Here is a 20373-nt window from a genome sequence, read left to right as displayed (position 1 = left end):
CTAACTTATTAACTCTAACATTACGACGGCTCCATGTTGTGAGTTTGATATCTCTAAAGATCCGCCCATAGCTTCAATATTCATTTTGGTCGAAAAGAGACCAAGACCATGACCTCTGCCCTTGGTTGTTATATACGGAGAGCCTAGGTTTTCCAATATAAAATCATCGAAACCGGATCCATTATCGCTTATAAATAGGTTTACCCTATCTTCAATTCTTAATATATTCACTTCAACAATAGAACTTTTAGCATCGATACTATTATCAATTAGAACGCTTAGTATTATCGAAAGACTTATTTTAGAAAATAAACATCTCGCCTCACGATCCCCAGTCAAACTAATATGAATACCTTTATCATTTCTTGCAGCAAGGAAGTTCTTCACAAAACTTACAATGTCCTGACTCTGAAGTGTCTGTCTCGAGTCATTTTGAATCGAGTTCACTTTACTAATTGTTTCTTCACACTGGGAAAGTGCTTGATTCAATATTTGAAAATCTTTATTACTAGGATCATATAACTTATCTACTTTTAGGCGAACTGTATTAAGTGGTGTACCAAGCTCATGTAGTATCCCCGCAGAGATCGAGCCAATAGACTTAAGTTTTTGGAAATTCATTTCTCGTTGCTCAAAAAGAGATATTTCCCTACTTTGCCTTGACAGTAAATTTCCAACCGCTCTAGTTAAAAACCAAACACTCAAGAGAATAATCCATTGAGGTAACATAGTATAGGTGATAGCAAAGTGATAACTATGTGAAGAGAATTGAATAAAGAACATCGAAAGACAAAGCATAATAAAGAATGAATGAGAACGTACTCTGCCAACAAGTATGGCACCAATACCAGCATGTAAGTAGATCAATGGCCAAAAAGGGTTATGCATTCTACCTGAGAAATAAATTAGAAACGTAAATGATATTAGATCTAAGCAAACATGAAAGAACGATCCTGAGTAGAACGAAAACTTCTTCCAAATAAAATCAATATTAAATATTGTAGAAATACCTATAATTGATAAATAGAAGTAAATTGAATCATTCTCGATATAGCCAAGTTTTATACCAAAGAAATAGGCCAGCAACTGAAAGGAGATGGCCATCCAGCGAAACTTAACGAGCCAACTAATTGTCGAATACTTACTTATAAAATCCACTAGAGATTAACCTTTCTCATAATTTCCATCTTTATTGATCGAGCAAGAATAGTGTTGTAACTCGATCCGATAAGAAAATCATCTATATATGTAATTAAATATGTATACAGCTCTGTGTTATAAGAACCACCAAATGAGGCACTATTTAAGCTAGAAGATAGTTTATTTCTAGATAATGAAGAAGTCGGTAGTTTTGAAATATAAGTTCTTGATATCGCGAAATCTAATGACAATGAATTTGATATATCTAAACTCTGATTAATGGATAAATCATAATTTAAAGAAGAGGATGTTCGTAGCTCACTATCAGATATAAGAGTTCTTTCAAATGTTCTTCCTGGCCTATATGAAAGCCCAAGAGTCACACTAGTTAATCCCTTACTGAATCTTTTAGTAAATATGCTGCCAAGACTAAATAAGTAATGACCAGTTCCAAATGTGTCTAGAGTATCATTTCTCTTAGTTGTAAAAAGAGATGTTCCAGAAGGTATCTGAATTTTTGAATAAATGAAGCCTTGAGATATAAAGGAAGAACTTGAATACTCAGGCATAAATTCATAAGCAAGGTTAAATTCACTATCCCCTAAACCACTCTCACTGTGCCTTTGTTGATTAATCTCTTTTGTCTTTTCTATTACCTTAAACTGAAGACCATATTGAAAATATTCATTAAAACGTATACTGCTAGAGAGATTAATTGATCTAAGAGATTCAAGCTCCGATTCTGATCTTAGTGATAAATATCGACTTTCGCCAGTATCAGCTAAAATAGTTCTATCAAAATAGCTGACCCTAAAGACTTTATCAGTATCACCAAGCATTATTTGAGTAGTTCCTCCGCCTCCGCCACAACAACTTCCAGCAAAAACCTTTAGACAAAAAAAGAAATATATAAAAAGAAATCTATTTAACATGAATACTAAGAATCTCTTCATGAATATAAGGTGAATCTTTAATAGAACTACAATTCATATCGTTGTCGATCGTCCTTATCCTTAATTCCCATCGACCGGCCATAATAAAATAGATATCATCAAAGAAATAAGAGTCTTCATTTTCAATAATACTAATTGGTGAAGAGCCATGTTCATTTCCATCTGGCATTTTCATCCAAAGAAAGGCACATACTTTATCACTCAGTTTCTCGTATGGTCCAAAGAAGTCATTCTGATAGGAGTCCCAAAACTTTATAACCATAGATGACTTACTTCCAAACTCAGGGCCCTCCTTCCACGAAATGGCAAAACTTATTCGAGTGTCACCTGCCCACTTCATCACTTTATTGTTACGTACCTGTTCGATGAATGCTTGATCGTTACTGGTCTTCTCTTTTAAAGAAGAAAAAAGAGGTTCTCCACCACAGCTAGAAAGAAAAAGTAAAAAAAGAAAGGATAATAATTTACTCATACTCAATCCTTTAAAGCGATATAGCACCCTAGAGTTTTCCTCATAGGAGTTCTTGGCATTCGATTTTCTTTTATATCTAATAATGCTGAATCAAGGTAAAACTTAGTAGCATTAAGAGCATTAGATCTGTTAGTAACACCACCTCGATATACGATATTTCCTTGAGCTTGCAAAATATATGCATGCGGAGTCTTAAGTGCTCCTAATTTCTTTGCTAGAGAAGATTCACTATCATGAATAATTGGGAAATTAATTTTCTTAGATTTAAAATACTCTATTGCAACAGACTTAGATTCTGTATAGTTTGAATGAACGCCATAGAATTTAACATTTGAATACTTTTTCTTTAAGCGTTTAATTTCTTCAATATGTGAATCAGAGCATGGACACTGAGCTGAAATAAAAATAAGGACAGTCGTTTTATTCTTTGCTGTATCTATGTCAATCCTTTCACCGCTATGATCGAGCGCATGTATTCTTGCTAAAGATGCCATTGCTTGCTGGCCTAGAAATAACAATATAAGTACGTATATTTTTTTCATAAAGCCTTATAGCAATTTTATTTTCAAATGACGATGCAACAATTTGTTGCAGTTACAACTTGGTAAAAATTGACTAGGTTTTCCTAAAAAGGGGTCAATATGATTAATAAATGTATAGTAATAATATGTGCGCTGATATTTTTTTCGCACTCAAATAAAGCACAGGCAACAGAGGAAGCAACAAGCAGCATCAATTCGATGATACCACTACCACTTAGAATAAATCACAACGGTATGCTCATGTGGGGATATAATTTAGATTTTAGTGGTCACTCCATGGATCATCATTCAACGATGAGTTCAGATGGTATGAATAACAACAATATGTCTGATCATTCAGCAATGAATGACATGCACTCAAATCATATGAATGGCGACCATATGAATGATAATCAAATGAATGGTGACATGCATGAAGACGAACAAAGCATGAATCACCATGGAGATGCAATGGATATGGATCAAGAATGGATGTACTCAGTTATGCCAATGATCTCTCTAGGTGGTGATAAATTTACTAATATCATTAATTTAAACAAATCTAACTCGTCACAACTCGAGTGGGATTATGACTCACATAATCTGGTCGTAGCACAGAATAAGATGATACACGCGGGAGGAGGAATTGGAATAATGGCAATGCCGCCCGTGGATATTCCCCTATTTTCTCTAAAACTAAGTTTAATGCCATATAAGGGCGGACATGTTTATAAACTTAAACATATAGACTCAATTGAAAAGTCAGAACTCGTTGAAAAGATGAGTGTTCCAACAAGCTTAAAAGAGCTTAATGATTGGAAAATTAATGATCAAATATCTTATAGCTCTACAGGTGGAGTGATGTTTGGAGCTGGTGCAGGAATGTCTATTATAGTAAGTGCAATGCAAACCTATATGGCACAGGGGACCTGGCACACAAGCGTGAGAAAAATTGACGAAAATTTTGTTTTAGCAACAATTAGAAAAAGCGAAGTAAAAATGTTCTCAAAAGGTATCTCTAACATGCTGGTTCAGATATCCACATCAAAAATGCTAGATACAGACAAATATTTCAATTTCATTTTTGATCTATCAGATGCAAAAGCATCAATCGCCTATAGAAGATTTTTAAACGGCGACATATTGTATTCACAAGAACTAATAAAAAGTGGTCTTAAGGCCATTGAAATAGTAAAAACTTCGACCTCATCAATGAGTGGAAGTTCACGTAAATTAACTGCCGGTATGCCATTTCTATTTAATTCACAAAATACAAAAGGCGAAATAATTAATACCTCATTCACGCACAATGGATACACAGGTTCAAAGATAAAGTCTTACATGGGTATGTTCAAGAAAACGCACACAACTGACGGGATTTTAAGTAATCATAAGAATGGAGGAGTAGTTTTCATGTCCATGGTGAGCGAAAATCAAGAACACAAGGACATTTCGCCAAGGTATGCAGGATCATTCAAATGGTTTTACTCGAAACAGGACGTGCAAAGGGATACTTTAGTAAAAAAACTAAAAAAAGCAGCAAAGGTTTTAGGTATTGATGAGGTAAGAACATTAGAGCTTCCACAGCAAGAAGAGATTGGTTATATAAAAATTGAGCTAGACCTATCATTGAATCAGGATGAAACAATAAATTTATTGAACTCAAATATAAATAAGTCGACCACAAATATAAAACGTGAAATAGAAAGTTACTTCGCTAGAGGAAAAAATCTTAAAGAATATTGTGCAATTGATCTCTTATTATCGATATGTGAAAAAAGAGTAATAAAAAAGACAAAAAAGATCTTAAAAGAGATTTCTCCATTACTAAAGAAAATGAAGAATGAGCTTATTACAAAACAACACCAGCGTTTCAATGAAAGCTTCACGAAACTGGGAAAACTGTCTCTAGAAAATCGCTTTGTGCTAAATGAAGTAATGAAAGCATCAGGAAAAAAAGTAAAGAAGGCCATTTTAAATATTGAAGGAACAAATATCAAAAGGTATAGAACTTATATAGAAGGAGAATTCTAATGATTAAACTTATTGCCCTAACAGCACTACTCTTTTCCAATGTCGTATTTGCTAGCTCTAGTAATGAAAACTGTGTTGCAATCACAAAGGAAAAACTCTGTATTCAAATTGAGTGGACTCAAGGCCCATATGTAGGATCTTTTTCAAGAAATATTGTACGATTCAAAAATCTATTATTAAGTACTGAAGAAAAAGAAGTTTATAACTCTCCAAAAGAAAGTGTTCAATTCTTTGGATGGATGCTAATGCATGGTCACTCTCATGGAACAAGACCAGTCTCTACTAAACTAGAAAGTGATGGAATATATGAAAATTCTAAAATTTTCTACATGCAAGGCATGAAAGGTAGTTGGCAATTTAAGCTGAAGTTAGGAAGTGAGGAATTTGTTTTACATACTTTAGATGTCTAAAAAAAATGGCCCTCTCAAGAAAAGAGGGCCGATTTTTTATTCTATAATAATGGGCCAATAGCATCTATACAGCTATCAGTTCTTTTAAATTGCACTGGAATATTTCTATTTGGAGAAATATTCGCTCTTCTTCTGGCACCTTCTTCAGCAGCTTCAATTCTAAATTCGTGAGTCATAGTATTCAACTCATCAGCGCTACCAGGTTGCCAAACACGCCCTTCAGAGTTTAAGGCCTCTTCTCTCGCAGCAACGGCTTGTCCCCAACCTCTTTGGTGTGGATGAACTCTCATTTTGTCTTCGAATTTCTCAAAGAAAATTGATTTTGTCGCAAGATCAGTTTCACTTAACCCTTCTGCAACACTTGGTCTAAAGTCATCAGCATTTAATCCAAGTTGTGCACAAAGCTTATCAAGATCATCGTATGCCTTTTGTGGTGTTGCCAAGTAGTCAGTGTGACTAGTATTTTGAACAGTTCCACTTAAAGCATCATCTTCATTCAATGCTTTAGAGAGCATTGCCTTTACAAGTCTGATCTGCAGTGCAGACTCAGCTGCATCTCTAGGAGCATTAAACATTCTAAACTCGGCCTTTCTAATTCTTGGGTCAACTCTAAATTGTCTTCTCCAAGGAACCGTCGGGTTTGCAATATCAAAGTCTTCAGTAATAAATTCTTCTGGTATCACATCTTGAAAATATGCAGACATATCAAGTTGTAAATAACGAGACTTTCTTCCATAGCGAGTATTAAAGTATTCTTCGTTATAAAGAAGCTTCTTAAGATCTTCCTCACTACCTTCAAAGTTTTTAAGCTGATTTCTAAGGTTGTCAGAAATTGCTATTGGCTCTGATGTTTTAACACGATTTACATGTTGAAACATTAACGACATGATTCCTCTATTTTCATGGAAAATTGTTAAGAATCTTGCTAACTCCTTTGGTTTACCTTCAAAAGCAGCTAAGTCGATATTTACGTGCCCACCACCTGAAAGAAGATTTGGAAGAATATTATTCTTCTGGAATGCTTCATACACAGCGCCAATATCTTCAATCGCAGGAGTGAATTTCGGTGTTACAAGCTCAACAGACCCTGCTCTTGCAGAACCATCAATAACTTCACCATTTGGAGTGTAAGTTCTACCAATACCATCCCACTCAACGATCCACTTTCTATTTTGCGGATCTCTAATTTCATAAGATAGCTCTAAACCATGACCATGACCTCCGCCACCTTCAACCTTTGTCGCAGTACCATCACCACCAAGGTTCTTATGTAAATCCTGAGCAATATTTCTAATTGTTGCTTCTCTTTCTTCATCTGTTAAGTCGCCATATGTTTGTATCCACGCTTTCTTATTATCTCCTAATTTATCAGGAGTCATTTCAGCATTTACCATCAAAGGCATCTTACCCGAATATTCGATACCCAAGTCGATATTATTCACATCCGTAACGGCCCTTACAAATCTTCTTCCATCTTCAGGAAGATTGAATTGTAGAAGATCCTGCGCAACATTTATTCCTCTACGTGGTTGGATATATCTTCTGACCTCGTCAGATAGTCTTGTCATCTTAGTCCAAGACTTTAATAAGCTTCTAACATCTCTTTCAAGAACTCCACTGTCTGCATCCAACGCCGCGACTTGCTCTAAGAAGTCCTTGGTTAGAGAGTTTACCATAGCTCTTTTATTTGCCCCAAGAATTGGATTATTTGAATCACCCCAATTCCACAATGGAAGTGTAAATTCATATTTAAGATTACCTCCTCGAATATTATCGAGTGCTTTTTGAGCAACAGTTTCACTCACACCATGTCTTTGCGCTAGAACACTTGCGCTAGGAACATTTCCATCCCATAAGCTCCAGTCAGAGATCTTGGACAGACCACTAAAGTCATTTGATGAGACTCTAGAAGCTAAAACTGTTTGATAAAATCTTGCGAGCTTAATATCTTTTGTACCTGCTCTAAATTCGACCCCATGGGTTCCTTCTTTCCATCTATTTCCTTCAAGTCTGATAACCCCTCTTTGAGTTCTTAAAGAGGCCAGTCCATTGTCTGTTTGAACGCCTTTATAATTGGCCTTCTCGATACCTGTTCCACCTTTGATACCGTCAATCACAATGAGGGCCTGAATACCTCTATAGAGTTCGGCCAGTCTGGCCTCGTCTAATTGTGAATGGGCCTTGAAAACCATTCTTTGGTGACCTGGTGCTTGGAAAATCTGCCCTGCATTTTTAAGCTCTTTTCTAAACCAAATAACCATCTCTTCAAATTCTGCATAACTATTTTGAGGAGTGAAACCTAGCTCCCATCCTCCACCAACACCACCGTAATGACCGTGAGCATCTTCGATATACTTTTGTGGAAGACCAAAGTTTGTTACATATGATCTATAGTTCTTAGGTATAGCAGAACCACCTTGACCAGGCATACTTCCTTTAAAAAGCTTCATCTTCACAGAAGGCTTAATAAAAGACATAGGACGACCATCAGTCATATCAACAAATTTAGAAAATTTTTCATCGAGAACTTCTGTGCTGGCACTTGCGTAATCAACACCTCTAAGTTGATCAAGATCGATTACCTTTGCCACACCATCTATATCTTTAACATCTGAAGCTAGGTCAACCTTAACTCCATCTTCGGTGATATAGGTTCTATACCCATTAGCATTTTTCATATAATTGCTAAGAAAATCTGAGATAAACTCTTTTCTCTGTGACTCTGGTAGACTAAGTACATAGCTTTTAAAATCATCTCCGCTTGGTCCCATTATTCTAGTTATAAGTCCCGAAGATGCTTCTTTCTCAGCACCAAAAGAGACCCCACCCATAAAGCCGTCCATGTTCTGGCCTTCGACCTGAACAGCGTTAGCATTATATTGAGTTGCTCCTTGTTGCAAATATCCCCACATATCATAAGCGGACTTTGGAGCATCGCTATCATCGGCTATATATCGTGGTCCAGTTGAAACACTTGAACAATTATATAGCAATGTCATCATGGCGAGATTTGCAGGTAACTGCCTCCAGCCTTTGTTATTCTTTTTAATAGACATATTTAATCCTTTTTAACTTATATATTATTTAAAAAAACAGTTCTTATTTTTTAGTATCTGAATACGATCTTCAAACTCTGGATTCTTTGCTGCTCTGGCCTCAAGAATTTCGTAGAAAGTATCTTTCTTGCTAGTTTTGCCAGCTGATTTTGATGCCACTTCATCTAATAGCTTCGTCCATCCAGTCATATCACTCTCAGAAATATCTTCACTAAAGAGCTTCCATAACTTATGTGGATTCTTAGGATTTAAAATATTAATCGATCCATGTTCATCTTTAGAAATTTCTTCTATCGCTGCGATCAATTTTTTCTGGTCAGCTGAGCCGATCTCTTTGAGTCCTAGGAACAAACCAAGTGCTCTTTCTTCTTCTGGTGCAACTATATTTTTTGATCCTGCCAGTGAGCCAATATTATGTTTTGCCAGTTTAGTATTGATAAAGTTAGTCAATGACCTAGGTTGATTAGGTAGCATCTTTGTTAGAACTTCTTTAGATTGTTTGTCGCTCATTACTTCTAATGTGAACTTGAATCCTAAACTACTAAGTTTGTCACTTACACACGCAGAACAGGCAAGTACTGTTGCACTTCTTTTCCCATAACGATTAGATAAATAAATTAATGAGTTTACGGCCTTAACCAAGTCACCTTCTGCCATAGAAGATTCTGACTTATTCAGTAGTGCCATAAGGTCTTTCTTATATTTAAGATCTTTTCCTTGTGCAGGTATTTGAGAGATATGCATTCTCAAAGTTTTTGCTGAAGGCGTTGATCCTCCAAATTTATAAAGAGAGTCAATAGAGTTTTTAACATAACTCTTAACTTGAGTCGCACTCGTGCCACGAACACCGTATTTAGACAATGATTGAGACAGTCCAGAATCGTTGATTAAAATATCAATCAATTTAACGGCCGAGGCCATAGACTGACCCGTAATGAGCATTCCAAGAATGAAAGCAAGGGATGCCTTCCTTAGAAATTTTTTACAAAAGAACATTTCTACCTCTTTATTTGTTTTTTACTACCTTTAGTAAAATCGTTATTAATATAGTTATTCACTCAACTTTACGGACACCTGAGTCATTTACTTTAGTATTAAAATAATTAATGCTCTAAATAACTGATTTCACGTTGATTATGCGCACAGAGTCGTGCGTTGAAGCCAAGGTTATCTTACTATTTTCATCCACTAATCTAGGAGAACTACTTGTTAACACTTTTTCTTATTAGCTTTCTTACAGCTAATCCTATGGCCACTGTGAACACAGACCAGAGCCTAATTATTGGGGCCAAATTCCCAAACTCTACATCTGAGGGAACGACTGCAGTTTTCACAAAAGCAATCGTCCCCGACTCTAGCTCGTATAAGGGTGGTTTTAATAAGTTACTAAAACATATACTCCCAGCTCCTGATCAAGAAGATGCCGGAAGCTGCTTATTTATGAGCCATACAGGTAATGTAGAATGGTGGTATTCAAAACTGAGTAACGATAGACAGACTTCTGAAAAGAGAAATTTATCAGAAAGATACTTTATGAATCTATCTAAAGAAGGTCTTGATGATGATCTTGAACATTGGCCTACAGATATGATCTATGCTCTTAACAAGCGTGGTGAAATTTACAAAAATGAAGACTATAGATACACAAAGGGTTGGTATAAGAGTGTAGAAGGACAAAGAGTTCCTGCTTTAAAAGATGAAGAAGGTGCAAAGTACGGTATTTCTTATAGCTGGATTAGCCTTTATCAAGATATTAAAGCACCAATGGTTAAGTTACCTCAGTTTGATAGAGAAATTATTTTTAAAGACCCAAGTGAAAATAGATGGAATGTTACTACTGCTCCTAAAGATATTGTTACAAGAATAAAGAATGCCTTAAAGAAAAGAAATGCCCCAGTTCTCGTAATCTATAATCATGTAGGTTATTGGCATGCAAACTTGATCGTTGGCTACAATGACTACGCTGACTCTAAGGGCTGCCCATTCGTATCAAACTTTGACAAGTTAATGAATAAAAGAGCCGATGAAATTTCTCTAGAGGCCAGTAACGAAGAAGATCCAAAGAAAAAGAGAAAGCTAGAGCGTAAAGCAGCAAAATTTAGATCAAGAGGAAAACAAGTTCAAGACTCTTATGAGAGTAACGGCTCGTGCCGAGGAAAGGGAGTCTTCTACGTGAGAGACTCAATCTACCCTAATAAGAATATGCCTATTTATGATTACGATTTATTAAATGAGGGTGAAGAAAGTCACCTCAATGCACCAGTCATCCTTAGAGAGTATGAGTGGGCCGAAAATCTCCTTAATCATGCTATCCAAATATATCCACTTTAATAAATAGAGGACTTAGTCCTCTATTTTTTTAGGCCTAATATGAGTGAAATTAAAAATAAATTACTTAAAAATTACAAACACAAAAAGAAGTGGGCCAAAAAGAACAACTTTGAGTGCTATAGGCTTTATGACAAGGAAATCCCTCAATACCCATATTTAATTGATATATATGGCAAAGAAGTTATTCTCTACGATAGAAGAATAGATAAAATAGACTCGGACAAAGAAGAACTTTACCTCGAAACAATTTGCGCTATTTGCGAAGTTCTTAATATTGACCAAGACAGTATAATTATAAAAAAGAGAATCATTCAAACGAAAGAAAATAAGTATACCAAACTCGATAAATCCAAAAACAAATTAGTCGTTGCAGAAGGGAGAGCAAAATCAATAATTAATTTACATGATTATATAGACACTGGATTATTTCTTGATCACCGACCAATGAGAATGTATTTAAATACAATCTCCAAGGACAAAAAGTTACTCAATCTCTTTTGCTATACTAGCATGGTCTCCGTTCATGCGGCCCTAGGGGGAGCAAGTACTACGAATGTTGATCTTTCAAACACCTATCTAGAATGGAGCAAGGAAAATTTCCAAGTAAATGAAATTAACTTAGAAAATCACCACTTCATTAATGCCGATGTTTTTAAGTACCTAGAGCAAAACAAGATGAATAAATTTGATATCATTTTTCTTGACCCTCCAACTTTCAGCAACTCAAAGAAGATGACGGATATCCTTGATATTCAAAGGGATCAGAATATTCTAGTTTCTTCTTGTATGAATATATTAAATGAAAATGGTGTTCTCTACTTCTCAAATAATAAGAGGGGGTTTTCTTTAAATGAGATAATTTCACAAACCTATAATGTAAAAGATATTTCACTTAAAACCATCCCTGAAGACTTCAAGGATAAGAAAATACACGTATGCTTTGAGATACGAAATAAATGAGCATCGCAATTACGACACTCCTATTTGTGGCGACCTCTTTAAGTGCAATTATTTCAGCGGTAAGTGGAATGGGAGGCGGAATAGTCCTTCTTTCTATAATGACTTTCTTCCTTCCACTATCAACACTTATACCTATACACGGTGTCGTTCAATTGATGAGCAATATTTCGAGAACATGGCTTCTTAGAGAAAGTGTTATTAAAAATATCTTTCTGTGGTTCGCTCTTGGTCTTCCAATAGGAACCTTTATTTCAATAAAAATAATACAGAGCATAGAGAATAAGATTATTTTATTCTCTCTTATAGCAGCGCTAATCTTCTACAGTATTTTTAAACCAAAGAAGTTACCTGAGTTGAGAATACCAAGTTATTGTTTCTTATTCGTTGGTGTTTCTGTTGGAATACTAGGTCCACTCATTGGTGCAACAGGGCCTACCATCGCACCTTTTTTCATGAGAGAGGACTTTTCTAAAGAGCAAATTATCGCAACAAAGTCTTCCGTTCAAGTCATTGGTCACTTAATTAAAATTCCAACTTTTCTCTACCTTGGTTTTAATTATCTAGACCATGCCTTTCTAATTATTGCTCTCGTTGTAGCTGCAATTTTAGGAACACATCTGGGAGTGAAAATTCTAACTAGAGTAAACGATAAAACATTTAGAATTGTTTTTAAAAGTGCGCTTTTCCTGGCCGGAGTTCGTATCGTTTACAAAGTTCTTACTTAATGAGTACTGATTGCATTAAAGTAGATGTGATCGCGATAGGTTCCGGACAACTTATTAATAACACTATCTATAGTCACATCAATATCAATAACATCTCCATCATTAGGGGAGGCCACTGGTGAATAAAATATTTCATCAGGATTATTCAAAGAACCAATTAAGCTTCTACCAACTCCATTTACACTAAAGGTATAATCAACTGTATTTCCATTAGGCTTATTAACATGTGTAAGCCTTCCGTCATTTTCACTTGAGACAGTTATTCTATAGCCAGAATTAGACTTAACGATTAAATGCATTCCCTTAGTCTGACCACCAACCATAGGTATGAAAGAAAGAGAATAGAAAGTGCTATTCTCATTAAAAGCACCACCCTTTTCTACTAGAGAGATATTTAAGTCTGACTGGATATTTAGATATAGGCTAACTGATCGGCTTACTCCTCCAGTTGTGCCATTCTTAGTAGGTCGAATATTTATTGTGACATTATCCGAATAGAGTCCCGTCTGTAGGTTCCCATTGCTATAAGGGTTAGGCATTCTCGCGTACACAGTAACTCTTTGATAGTAACTATTCTTAAAATTAATAGATACATGCTCACTATTATTCCCATCATCTAAGTCCTTAATCACTTTAGAGGTGCTCTCATTTTCATGAAAGTTATAGCTAACACTATGTTGAGCGTTATAGAGTTTTCTTGAATAAGAACTAGCTGATCCTGTTGTAATACCTAGAGAATACTTTTTACAATCATTATGAGAAGTAAAACGATACAGGTCAATATCAACAGCGACACTTTGGTCGGCCTGCATTTGTACAAAATTAACAGAATTTACAAATGCATACATTGGGCAATTGACCGCCATAGCGTGAGTAGAAAAAAGAGTTAACAGCAATATTAAAAATTTCATTTAGCGGCCCTTACTAGCTTAATATCTTCTAAATTCAGTAATCCAAATTTCTTATTATTGATCCTAATAGTACCTTGATAAACTCTATTACCATCATTAAGCCTTACAGAGTAAACACCACTATTTAGACCTTCAGCAACGAGTCTTCCCTTACGATTAGTAAAGCTTCTTTGCACAAGTTTATTCCTATCATCGTAAATATCAAATGTTTTCAAGGCCGCTCGCTTACCATTTGGTAATACTAAATTTGCAACAACAGACACAGAGCCCTTGCCTTTCAAGTTAATATGAATTCCAGACTTATAGCTTGGAAATAAACTATATTCTTCGTTTTCTAACGAAAGTCCATCATCAAGTGCCGTCGAATCAATTCTTAAATGACGATATCTATAGGCCTGTAGCTTAGAGACCATAATACTATTGAAAAAATCACTTTCATATTCATAATCAAGACCAGATTTATTAATTTTAATATCTTGATTCTCCGTAATTTCATCTCGACTAATTATTGCAAACCCATCAGTAATTGGACGACCTACTGAGAACTTATTTCCAGCAAAAGCAATTGCAGTTCCAAGTTTTAATCTACCGTCATACTGATTCCAATTTGTTCCATTAGATTTTGACTGAGTATGGCGCAGAGAAGTTTCAACTCGATGATGGTTATAGTTAGCATCAATCTCAGCAGAGCTACCCGATTCATCATTTCTAGCTGTAACCTGATACGAGAATTCATCGTGAGACGAAGTTTGCAGCTTTTGCCAAGAGAGCTGAGAGTTATTTCCAGTGGAGTTATAATTACCGTAAATGCTGTGTCCCTCTTCAGCAAGGTACCAATTAAAGAATAATGAAATATCAAAGCTTGAAGTATGACCAAATGTCTCCTTGAGACTAGATGTTAAGTTAACATTTAGTCTTCTTTTAAAGGTACGACTAAGGCCTAAGTTGGCATTTAAAGAATCAGGATTTAGCTTATTCCACTCATACTCAGTTCCAATTCTAAAGTTCAACAAACTAATCGTAGAGTTAAAAGAATAGCTCAACTTAGTACGTGCATAATTAAGAGCACTTTCATCCCCTACAACCTTAAATTTAGGACTTCTCCATTCTAAACCAACCAAGTGTCCTGTTGCAGCTTCCCCCTTAACGGATCTATTAAGGTAGTAGTACTCACCTTTTAGGTTACCACCGTATTCACTTGATGAATTACTTGCATATTGTTGAAATTTAAACTGCCCTATCTCTGATGAGAAAACCTGGTCGGATCCAAGAATTTGAGACTCATCATCTCCTTGAAGAAGTCCACCAAGAGTAAAGGTATTAGAAAAACCATAACGATGAAAGACAGTATAGACCTCTTCATCGTCTGAATAATCCAAATCTCTTTGAGTAAGCGTACTCTTTTTTCCAATTGAGTAATAAAAATCAGATAGACCTTTTTTAAGCAGATCTTGGCTAAAAGAGGCCGGAATAATAATCTCATCAATTCTTCCAAGTTCAGTCTCTATAACTAATTTAACTTCGTTAAGCCCTTGAATCAGAGGAAGGTCCTCCAAATTATGCTTTCCTTCCCTTAGTCTTAAAATCTGTATCAATGAACCATTAACATACACCTTCACTGTTGATGGCTCTGTTAACTCAAACTCAGCATATCCTCTAGGGACTGTTACATCATAAGGACGCAGTGAGAAGTTCTTACCGTAACTCAATCCTAGAAATTGGATTGGTGCTACGAATTCCTTCGATGGGCCAGAGTTATCTCCTAAAACTAGCCTTGTCGAATCTTGAGGTCGATCATAAACAAGACGAGTAAATTTACGAGCAACGAAGTCTTCTTTGTAAGTGTGTGAGCTTTCTACAACAAAGTCGTAGAGCTTTAAATTCGGAGCGAGATCAAGCTCTGAATCTGTTGTCGTCTTATTGTGAGCATAAGGCGCATAAAAAAAGAAATTCGAAAAAAATGATATATCTTCAGGAGTCGATTCATTCTTAACCCATTCAGGTTTATAGTCTGAACTTAAATTCGTTACAATCTCCTTTCTATACTTTATATCAATTTTCGCTTCAAGAAAGAACTTCTCTTCATTTAAAATAAGTTCAACGCCAGACTTTGCTAACTCAGTATTGGTTACTTCATCATCAGTTAAAAGCGAAGAATCCTTCAAAAGGGCCGAAAGTACACTCTTCGTTTTTAGAAAAGATTTGGCCTTGTTATTTTCAAACTTTACTGGTATTTCACCAAGGTCTTGCGAATCAAAAATAATATTTACAGGGACCCAGCGCTCTTTAGTTTTAAAAACCTTGCTAAATATTTCGTCACTACCTTGTGCGTAACTACTAAAGTTGACTAATAAAAGAAATAGAGTGAAGACCAGCTTAATCATTATTTTTAATTCTTACCTTAAATGGTTTTTGAATATTTACAAGAGATGGAGGAGTAACTAAGAATTTACGGTTAGAGCGAGTTAAGATATTTTCTCCAAGAATACCTTCATAATTTTCAACCAAAAAGTCTTTTCCTTCTTGAGTAAAAGTTATCTTAGGACTGCTGAGCACTAAGTGCAAATTACCATCATTACGTACGTCAATAAGAACCTTCTTCAAGTCTTTTGTCGCACTAGACTTAACAACAGAGATATTACTTTGCGCCTTACTTGGGGTGACATACAAGGCAGCAACATAACGCAGTAAGATCTTGATATCAGTCTTAGCACCTTTTTTCTTATTTAGATCAATAGGAAGTTGCTCTGCAATTAATCGAAATGATCTTTCAAAATCTTCAACTTCACCTTTCAACCATCTAACTTTAACAACCCTTCTAGACTTTGGGCCCAAAACTAATTGATCCGGAAAAACAAGAAAGTCCTCAGTCTCAGGAAGTTTTTCACTACCATCGCTCAACATATCTCTAACTTTAACTTCGAGCTGAACAGCAATAGGTGTTTCTCCATCATTTGAAACAGTAAAGTTAGCTATATTATTCTTACCACCACCTATTATGGAATAACTCATTGGAGAGAGTTTAAAGGCATGTATGGATAGAGAGAAAAGAGAACATAAGATTATAATTATTGAATTTTTCATTCAATAATATTATCTAAATTAATTGTGTCTAACAACTAATTCATAGAGATTTCTAAGAGTTTAAGCTTCTTATTTGAGGACACTTTTTTAAGCTTTCCAGAATATTTATAGTTCTTAATTGATTTTTTAATATATGAATTTGTATGGACACGTATTCCCTGATTTTCATCAAAGTACACGTTGATATTTGGACGAACAATAGCTCTTAAGAACAGCTGCTTCGAGCTACCTGCATAACTTGCAGCAGGTGAAGAAAACCAAAGAAACAGACATAGCTTAAATAGTTTCACCGAGAAACCCCCTATTATAAGAGCTTCTCGGTTACATGACCTTCTTACTTGAGTAAAAAGGTCTACTTATTTATTATATCAACTAGTTAGCTTGAATAGTAAAAGTAACTGTATCTGAGTAAGTACCTTGTACTAGTTCAGCAGCTGGACTACCTGTGTATGAGATATCTACATCAGTATCAACATTATATGTACCAGCAGTAGTCACAGATTTAGCAACTTGGTCTGTCGTTGTAAGAGTAAGTGCTCCACTATTTCCATATGAAAGAGTGTAGTCTACTTGGTCCGCAGTACCATTCTTTAGGCTACTTGCATTTGCAGATCTAACTAATATTTTATATCCAGTTTCAGCGTTTGATACTTCATTAACAGACGCAACATTTAAATCTACTGGACTAGCTGTTAAATCAAGAGAGTCATGACCTGCTACCGGATTAACAGTTAAAGATAAAACCTGGTCTACTTGACCTTGTAAAAGTAATGTTCCTTGAGTTGCTGCCATAACTGGAGCAGAAACAACTGATGCTAAAACTGTTGCCATTATTAATTTTTTCATATGTCTCTCCTATTTTAGAGTAAATATTTCTGAACTTTATTATCCAAAAACTATGCCAACTCTATCGCTTAAGGTTTATACAATTCTATCAAACAAATTGATAAAAAAATAGACAGTGAGAAATAGTAACAACCGTTATCAATTTCTTTATCTAAATATATAGTAAGGGATTATTTTGAATAAATACAGTAGTTTATGGTTAATTTACTGTCAGCTTTGTCAGGTTTATGTCGGCAAAGTTAGGCCTTTGCCAACTATCAAAAGTTTAGTCAGTTTTTTAGAGAGCTCGATACATTATATTGACCCAGGACAGGAATGGCGTAGATTGTAATCTCACTTCGGTGCCAACCTAGACTTTCGACGTCAGGATGATACCAGATAGTGGCCTTCCACTTACCATTCTTTGGTAGTATTTGAAACTCGAAACTGTCGTAGTACTGACCAACATCAGTCCTTTTGACAAATTTTATTGTGGCCTTTTCGAGGTCTAACTCTCCATCTCTTTCCAAAGATTCATATCCTTCTAGAGTTGCAAAACTTGTCGGTAACTCCTGAGAGAGTTCTCCTTGTAGTTTAGAGTTGCTAATAGGTATGTAGAACTTTTTAATAATTTTATATTTTAGCTTCGCTACAAATTGATCAGCACTAGAGTCGACAGTCTCTATTCTAACTTCTCCACCCTTATGGTGACGGCCTCTAGAAACTTCATGAACAATCTCTTCAGCACTTGCAAAAGAAATCGTTAGTAAAACAAGCAGTAGTATTTTTTTCATAAGTTAAATTTGGCGAAGAGAAATCTTCGCCAACTCCAAGACTATTGACAGTCGTTATGCTCACGGAAGTATCGACCGCAAACGAGGCTAGCATTTCTACAATCACTTGCAGAACTTGAGTAGTAGCTTCTATATGGACAGTACCTTACAGGCTGAGGATCGACATTCACAGTGAAAGTTCCCTGCTCTGTAACATTTTTACCTTTTAAAAGTTTATAAGATAATTCGTTATGACCTGGCTTCAAAAGAGGTCTTTGCGTTAAAGAACCAATCCATAGGTTAAAGTTTCTTGAGCTCTCTTTATCTTTAACGTTTGAAGACTTAGTCTTAGATCTACCTCTACTATTTGTATAAGTGAGCTCTAGCTTATCCGCTTGTACATCTGAATCATAAACAAACTTAGATCTCATAGAAGGTGTTAAATAACTATCTCTACAAGTTACATAAACTCTGTCCGTCTGACCTCTGTCACTACAAAGAATAGTAATATTACCTTCAAGCCTGTGATTTAGAAATTGATCACCCGCTGACAAACCTGTTTCAGCTGCGACCGAAAATAATAGAGAGAATGCTACAGCGAGCTTAAAAATGCTTTTCATCGAATTACTCCTTAAGTAAGATATTTAAATAGTTTAGGTTTCGAAAATAGAAACGACAAGTGATGTCAGAAACAGTTAGGATACCCAATTAAAACACTCGGCCTTTTAATATTCTTTATTTCATCTAATATATTTGCTCTTAGCTGTAACAACGCTAAACAGACCGTCTTTCCAGAAAAAGATATTACTGGAGTCGTTATTATCGCTCATGGACTTAATTTAAATCCTGAGAAAATGGAAGTAATTGGATCAATTTTTAAGGAAAGAAAAGTTACTCCGATCTATGTCAAGCTAACAGGACACACTAAGAACTCTAACTGGGAAGCAGTGAGCGCGGATCGATGGCGTAAAGATTTTTATAAAGGACTATGCCAAGCATTTCTTATTTCAAAAAACAGTAAAGTTCCCATGTATGCTTTTGGCTATTCTTTAGGAAGTGTTCTTATTCAAGATGCTGTAGAAAAATTTAAAGCTCCATTTGCGAAGGTTTTTCACATTTCTCCAGCATTTAAAACAAGATGGTATGTTGGATTCATAACAGGTCTTTTTAAACTCGGTTTTACCTTCAATATCCCTAGTTCCAATTACGAAGACTATCGAGCACAATCTAATACTTCACTAGTCGCCTATAAAAGTATGTACGAACTCAACCAAGGACTTAAATACTCTGACGAGCTTGAAAATTTTATTTTTATGGATCTCAGAGATGAACTTGTTGACTACACTAATACAAAGCACCTCTGTGAAATGAAAAAAAACTGTAAGTTTACTGAGCTAAAGAACACTCCTTTTGATAGAGGTAAGAAAATCTATCACCTCTCTCTAGACCCTCAGTCAGCTGGTTTAGAGAGTTGGCAGCTTATTAGAAAAACAATCTTAAGCAAATTATAACTCATAAAATACAAAGACTTAGAAGTAAGAATAAGAAAGACTTTCACCGATTGTTTTTTAAACAAAACTTGTGTTAAAATTTAAGTAATAGTGGGAAGTAAAGGAGTATTTTATGCGAACCTTGCTCTTAGATAGCACCTTCTTCCCGGTTAGGATTATTAGTTGGCAAAAGGCCATGATACTCCTTCTGACCGGGCGGGCCGAAGTCGTAACCGAATACGACGATAAACAGATTCGGTCAACAACACAGAGCTTTACGCTTCCAAAGATTCTACGACTTCACAATAAACATCATAAACGACGCCAAGTAAAATTCACCCGACTTAATATATACCTTCGAGATAATTACACCTGCCAATATTGTTACAAGAGTTTCAAGTTTGCCGAACTAACTTTTGATCACGTTCACCCTGTATCAAAAGGTGGTCAAACAACTTGGGAAAATATAGTCACTTGCTGTAAAAAATGTAACTCCCAAAAAGGTGCAAAGCTATTAGCTGAAACTAATTTTAAGTTACTCAATACTCCTAAGACTCCTAATTGGTCAGCGACAATGTGCTTACGCATCAAAGAGAATGACCCTATAGAATGGTTTAATTGGTTGCCTAATTAGCGACAATGGACGTCTAATTTTTTTATGAGTATACTCCACTGCTAAGGAGTATAT

20 protein-coding genes are annotated in these 20373 nt (G+C 35.5%); 7 read left to right on the top strand and 13 right to left on the bottom strand.

From position 1 onward, the window contains the following. Genes DPQ89_RS06375 through DPQ89_RS06360 form a run of 4 tightly spaced genes read right to left on the bottom strand, consistent with a single transcriptional unit; the run spans position 1 to position 3107 of the window. Positions 1-1158 (bottom strand): HAMP domain-containing sensor histidine kinase, encoded by a 1158-nt coding sequence (locus tag DPQ89_RS06375; RefSeq protein WP_127716085.1) that lies wholly within the window; start codon positions 1156-1158, stop codon positions 1-3. Further along, the gene (locus DPQ89_RS06370; RefSeq protein WP_127716084.1) at positions 1158-2093 is read right to left on the bottom strand and encodes a hypothetical protein; all 936 of its coding nucleotides are present in this window, start codon (positions 2091-2093) and stop codon (positions 1158-1160) included. The genes DPQ89_RS06375 and DPQ89_RS06370 overlap by 1 nt, the downstream gene beginning before the upstream one ends. Beyond that, entirely contained in the window at positions 2062-2565 is a 504-nt protein-coding gene (locus DPQ89_RS06365; protein WP_127716083.1) for a hypothetical protein, read from the bottom strand. Before DPQ89_RS06365 ends, DPQ89_RS06370 begins: the two co-directional genes overlap by 32 nt. A 2-nt stretch (positions 2566-2567) precedes the next feature. Continuing rightward, a complete protein-coding gene (locus tag DPQ89_RS06360; protein WP_127716082.1) occupies positions 2568-3107 on the bottom strand; it encodes a redoxin domain-containing protein in 540 nt (179 codons plus the stop codon). A 99-nt stretch (positions 3108-3206) separates the two neighbouring features. On the opposite strand from DPQ89_RS06360, the gene DPQ89_RS06355 reads away from it, so the two are divergent. Beyond that, a complete protein-coding gene (locus tag DPQ89_RS06355; RefSeq protein ID WP_127716081.1) occupies positions 3207-5120 on the top strand; it encodes a hypothetical protein in 1914 nt (637 codons plus the stop codon). Then, positions 5120-5530 carry a hypothetical protein gene (locus tag DPQ89_RS06350; protein ID WP_127716080.1) on the top strand — a complete coding sequence of 137 codons (411 nt, stop codon included), beginning with the start codon at positions 5120-5122 and terminating at the stop codon, positions 5528-5530. The genes DPQ89_RS06355 and DPQ89_RS06350 overlap by 1 nt, the downstream gene beginning before the upstream one ends. Positions 5531-5571: 41 nt before the next feature. On the opposite strand, the gene DPQ89_RS06345 is transcribed toward DPQ89_RS06350, so the two are convergent. Then, the gene (locus tag DPQ89_RS06345; protein ID WP_127716079.1) at positions 5572-8586 is read right to left on the bottom strand and encodes a hypothetical protein; all 3015 of its coding nucleotides are present in this window, start codon (positions 8584-8586) and stop codon (positions 5572-5574) included. A gap of 24 nt (positions 8587-8610) precedes the next feature. Further along, positions 8611-9582, bottom strand: a complete 972-nt coding sequence (locus DPQ89_RS06340) for a hypothetical protein (RefSeq protein ID WP_127716078.1) — start codon at positions 9580-9582, stop codon at positions 8611-8613. Positions 9583-9792: 210 nt separating this feature from the next. On the opposite strand from DPQ89_RS06340, the gene DPQ89_RS06335 reads away from it, so the two are divergent. From DPQ89_RS06335 to DPQ89_RS06325, 3 genes are read left to right on the top strand one after another with little or no spacing between them, the layout of a single operon-like run. Then, on the top strand, positions 9793-10917 hold the full coding sequence (locus tag DPQ89_RS06335; protein WP_127716077.1) for a hypothetical protein: 1125 nt from the start codon (positions 9793-9795) through the stop codon (positions 10915-10917). 39 nt (positions 10918-10956) lie between these two features. Next, complete coding sequence (locus tag DPQ89_RS06330) at positions 10957-11877, top strand: class I SAM-dependent methyltransferase (RefSeq protein WP_127716076.1); 921 nt, start codon at positions 10957-10959, stop codon at positions 11875-11877. Next, positions 11874-12602, top strand: coding sequence for a sulfite exporter TauE/SafE family protein (locus tag DPQ89_RS06325; RefSeq protein WP_127716075.1), 729 nt, complete (start codon positions 11874-11876; stop codon positions 12600-12602). Before DPQ89_RS06330 ends, DPQ89_RS06325 begins: the two co-directional genes overlap by 4 nt. On the opposite strand, the gene DPQ89_RS06320 is transcribed toward DPQ89_RS06325, so the two are convergent. The 7 genes from DPQ89_RS06320 to DPQ89_RS06290 all read right to left on the bottom strand — a co-directional run bounded on the left by DPQ89_RS06320 (position 12599) and on the right by DPQ89_RS06290 (position 18815). Next, entirely contained in the window at positions 12599-13513 is a 915-nt protein-coding gene (locus DPQ89_RS06320) for a spore coat protein U domain-containing protein (protein ID WP_127716074.1), read from the bottom strand. The two genes, DPQ89_RS06325 and DPQ89_RS06320, sit on opposite strands and share 4 nt — an antisense overlap. Continuing rightward, the gene (locus DPQ89_RS06315) at positions 13510-15897 is read right to left on the bottom strand and encodes a fimbrial biogenesis outer membrane usher protein (protein ID WP_127716073.1); all 2388 of its coding nucleotides are present in this window, start codon (positions 15895-15897) and stop codon (positions 13510-13512) included. The genes DPQ89_RS06320 and DPQ89_RS06315 overlap by 4 nt, the downstream gene beginning before the upstream one ends. Then, positions 15890-16597: a molecular chaperone gene (locus DPQ89_RS06310; RefSeq protein ID WP_127716072.1), complete on the bottom strand. Its 708-nt coding sequence runs from the start codon at positions 16595-16597 to the stop codon at positions 15890-15892. The genes DPQ89_RS06315 and DPQ89_RS06310 overlap by 8 nt, the downstream gene beginning before the upstream one ends. A gap of 35 nt (positions 16598-16632) precedes the next feature. Continuing rightward, positions 16633-16887: a hypothetical protein gene (locus tag DPQ89_RS06305; RefSeq protein ID WP_127716071.1), complete on the bottom strand. Its 255-nt coding sequence runs from the start codon at positions 16885-16887 to the stop codon at positions 16633-16635. An 82-nt stretch (positions 16888-16969) separates the two neighbouring features. Continuing rightward, positions 16970-17443, bottom strand: a complete 474-nt coding sequence (locus DPQ89_RS06300; protein ID WP_127716070.1) for a fimbrial protein — start codon at positions 17441-17443, stop codon at positions 16970-16972. A 269-nt stretch (positions 17444-17712) separates the two neighbouring features. Continuing rightward, positions 17713-18216, bottom strand: coding sequence for a hypothetical protein (locus DPQ89_RS06295; RefSeq protein WP_127716069.1), 504 nt, complete (start codon positions 18214-18216; stop codon positions 17713-17715). A gap of 41 nt (positions 18217-18257) precedes the next feature. Beyond that, positions 18258-18815: a hypothetical protein gene (locus DPQ89_RS06290; RefSeq protein WP_127716068.1), complete on the bottom strand. Its 558-nt coding sequence runs from the start codon at positions 18813-18815 to the stop codon at positions 18258-18260. 87 nt (positions 18816-18902) lie between these two features. Between DPQ89_RS06290 and DPQ89_RS06285 the strand changes: the two genes are divergently transcribed. Then, a complete protein-coding gene (locus DPQ89_RS06285) occupies positions 18903-19706 on the top strand; it encodes a serine aminopeptidase domain-containing protein (protein WP_370350691.1) in 804 nt (267 codons plus the stop codon). 112 nt (positions 19707-19818) lie between these two features. Further along, positions 19819-20319: an HNH endonuclease gene (locus DPQ89_RS18815; protein ID WP_127716066.1), complete on the top strand. Its 501-nt coding sequence runs from the start codon at positions 19819-19821 to the stop codon at positions 20317-20319. Positions 20320-20373: the final 54 nt, after the last annotated feature.

The sequence above is a fragment of the Halobacteriovorax sp. HLS genome, assembly GCF_004006665.1.
Lineage (GTDB): Bacteria > Bdellovibrionota > Bacteriovoracia > Bacteriovoracales > Bacteriovoracaceae > Halobacteriovorax.
This window is presented reverse-complemented; position numbering and strand designations above follow the sequence as displayed.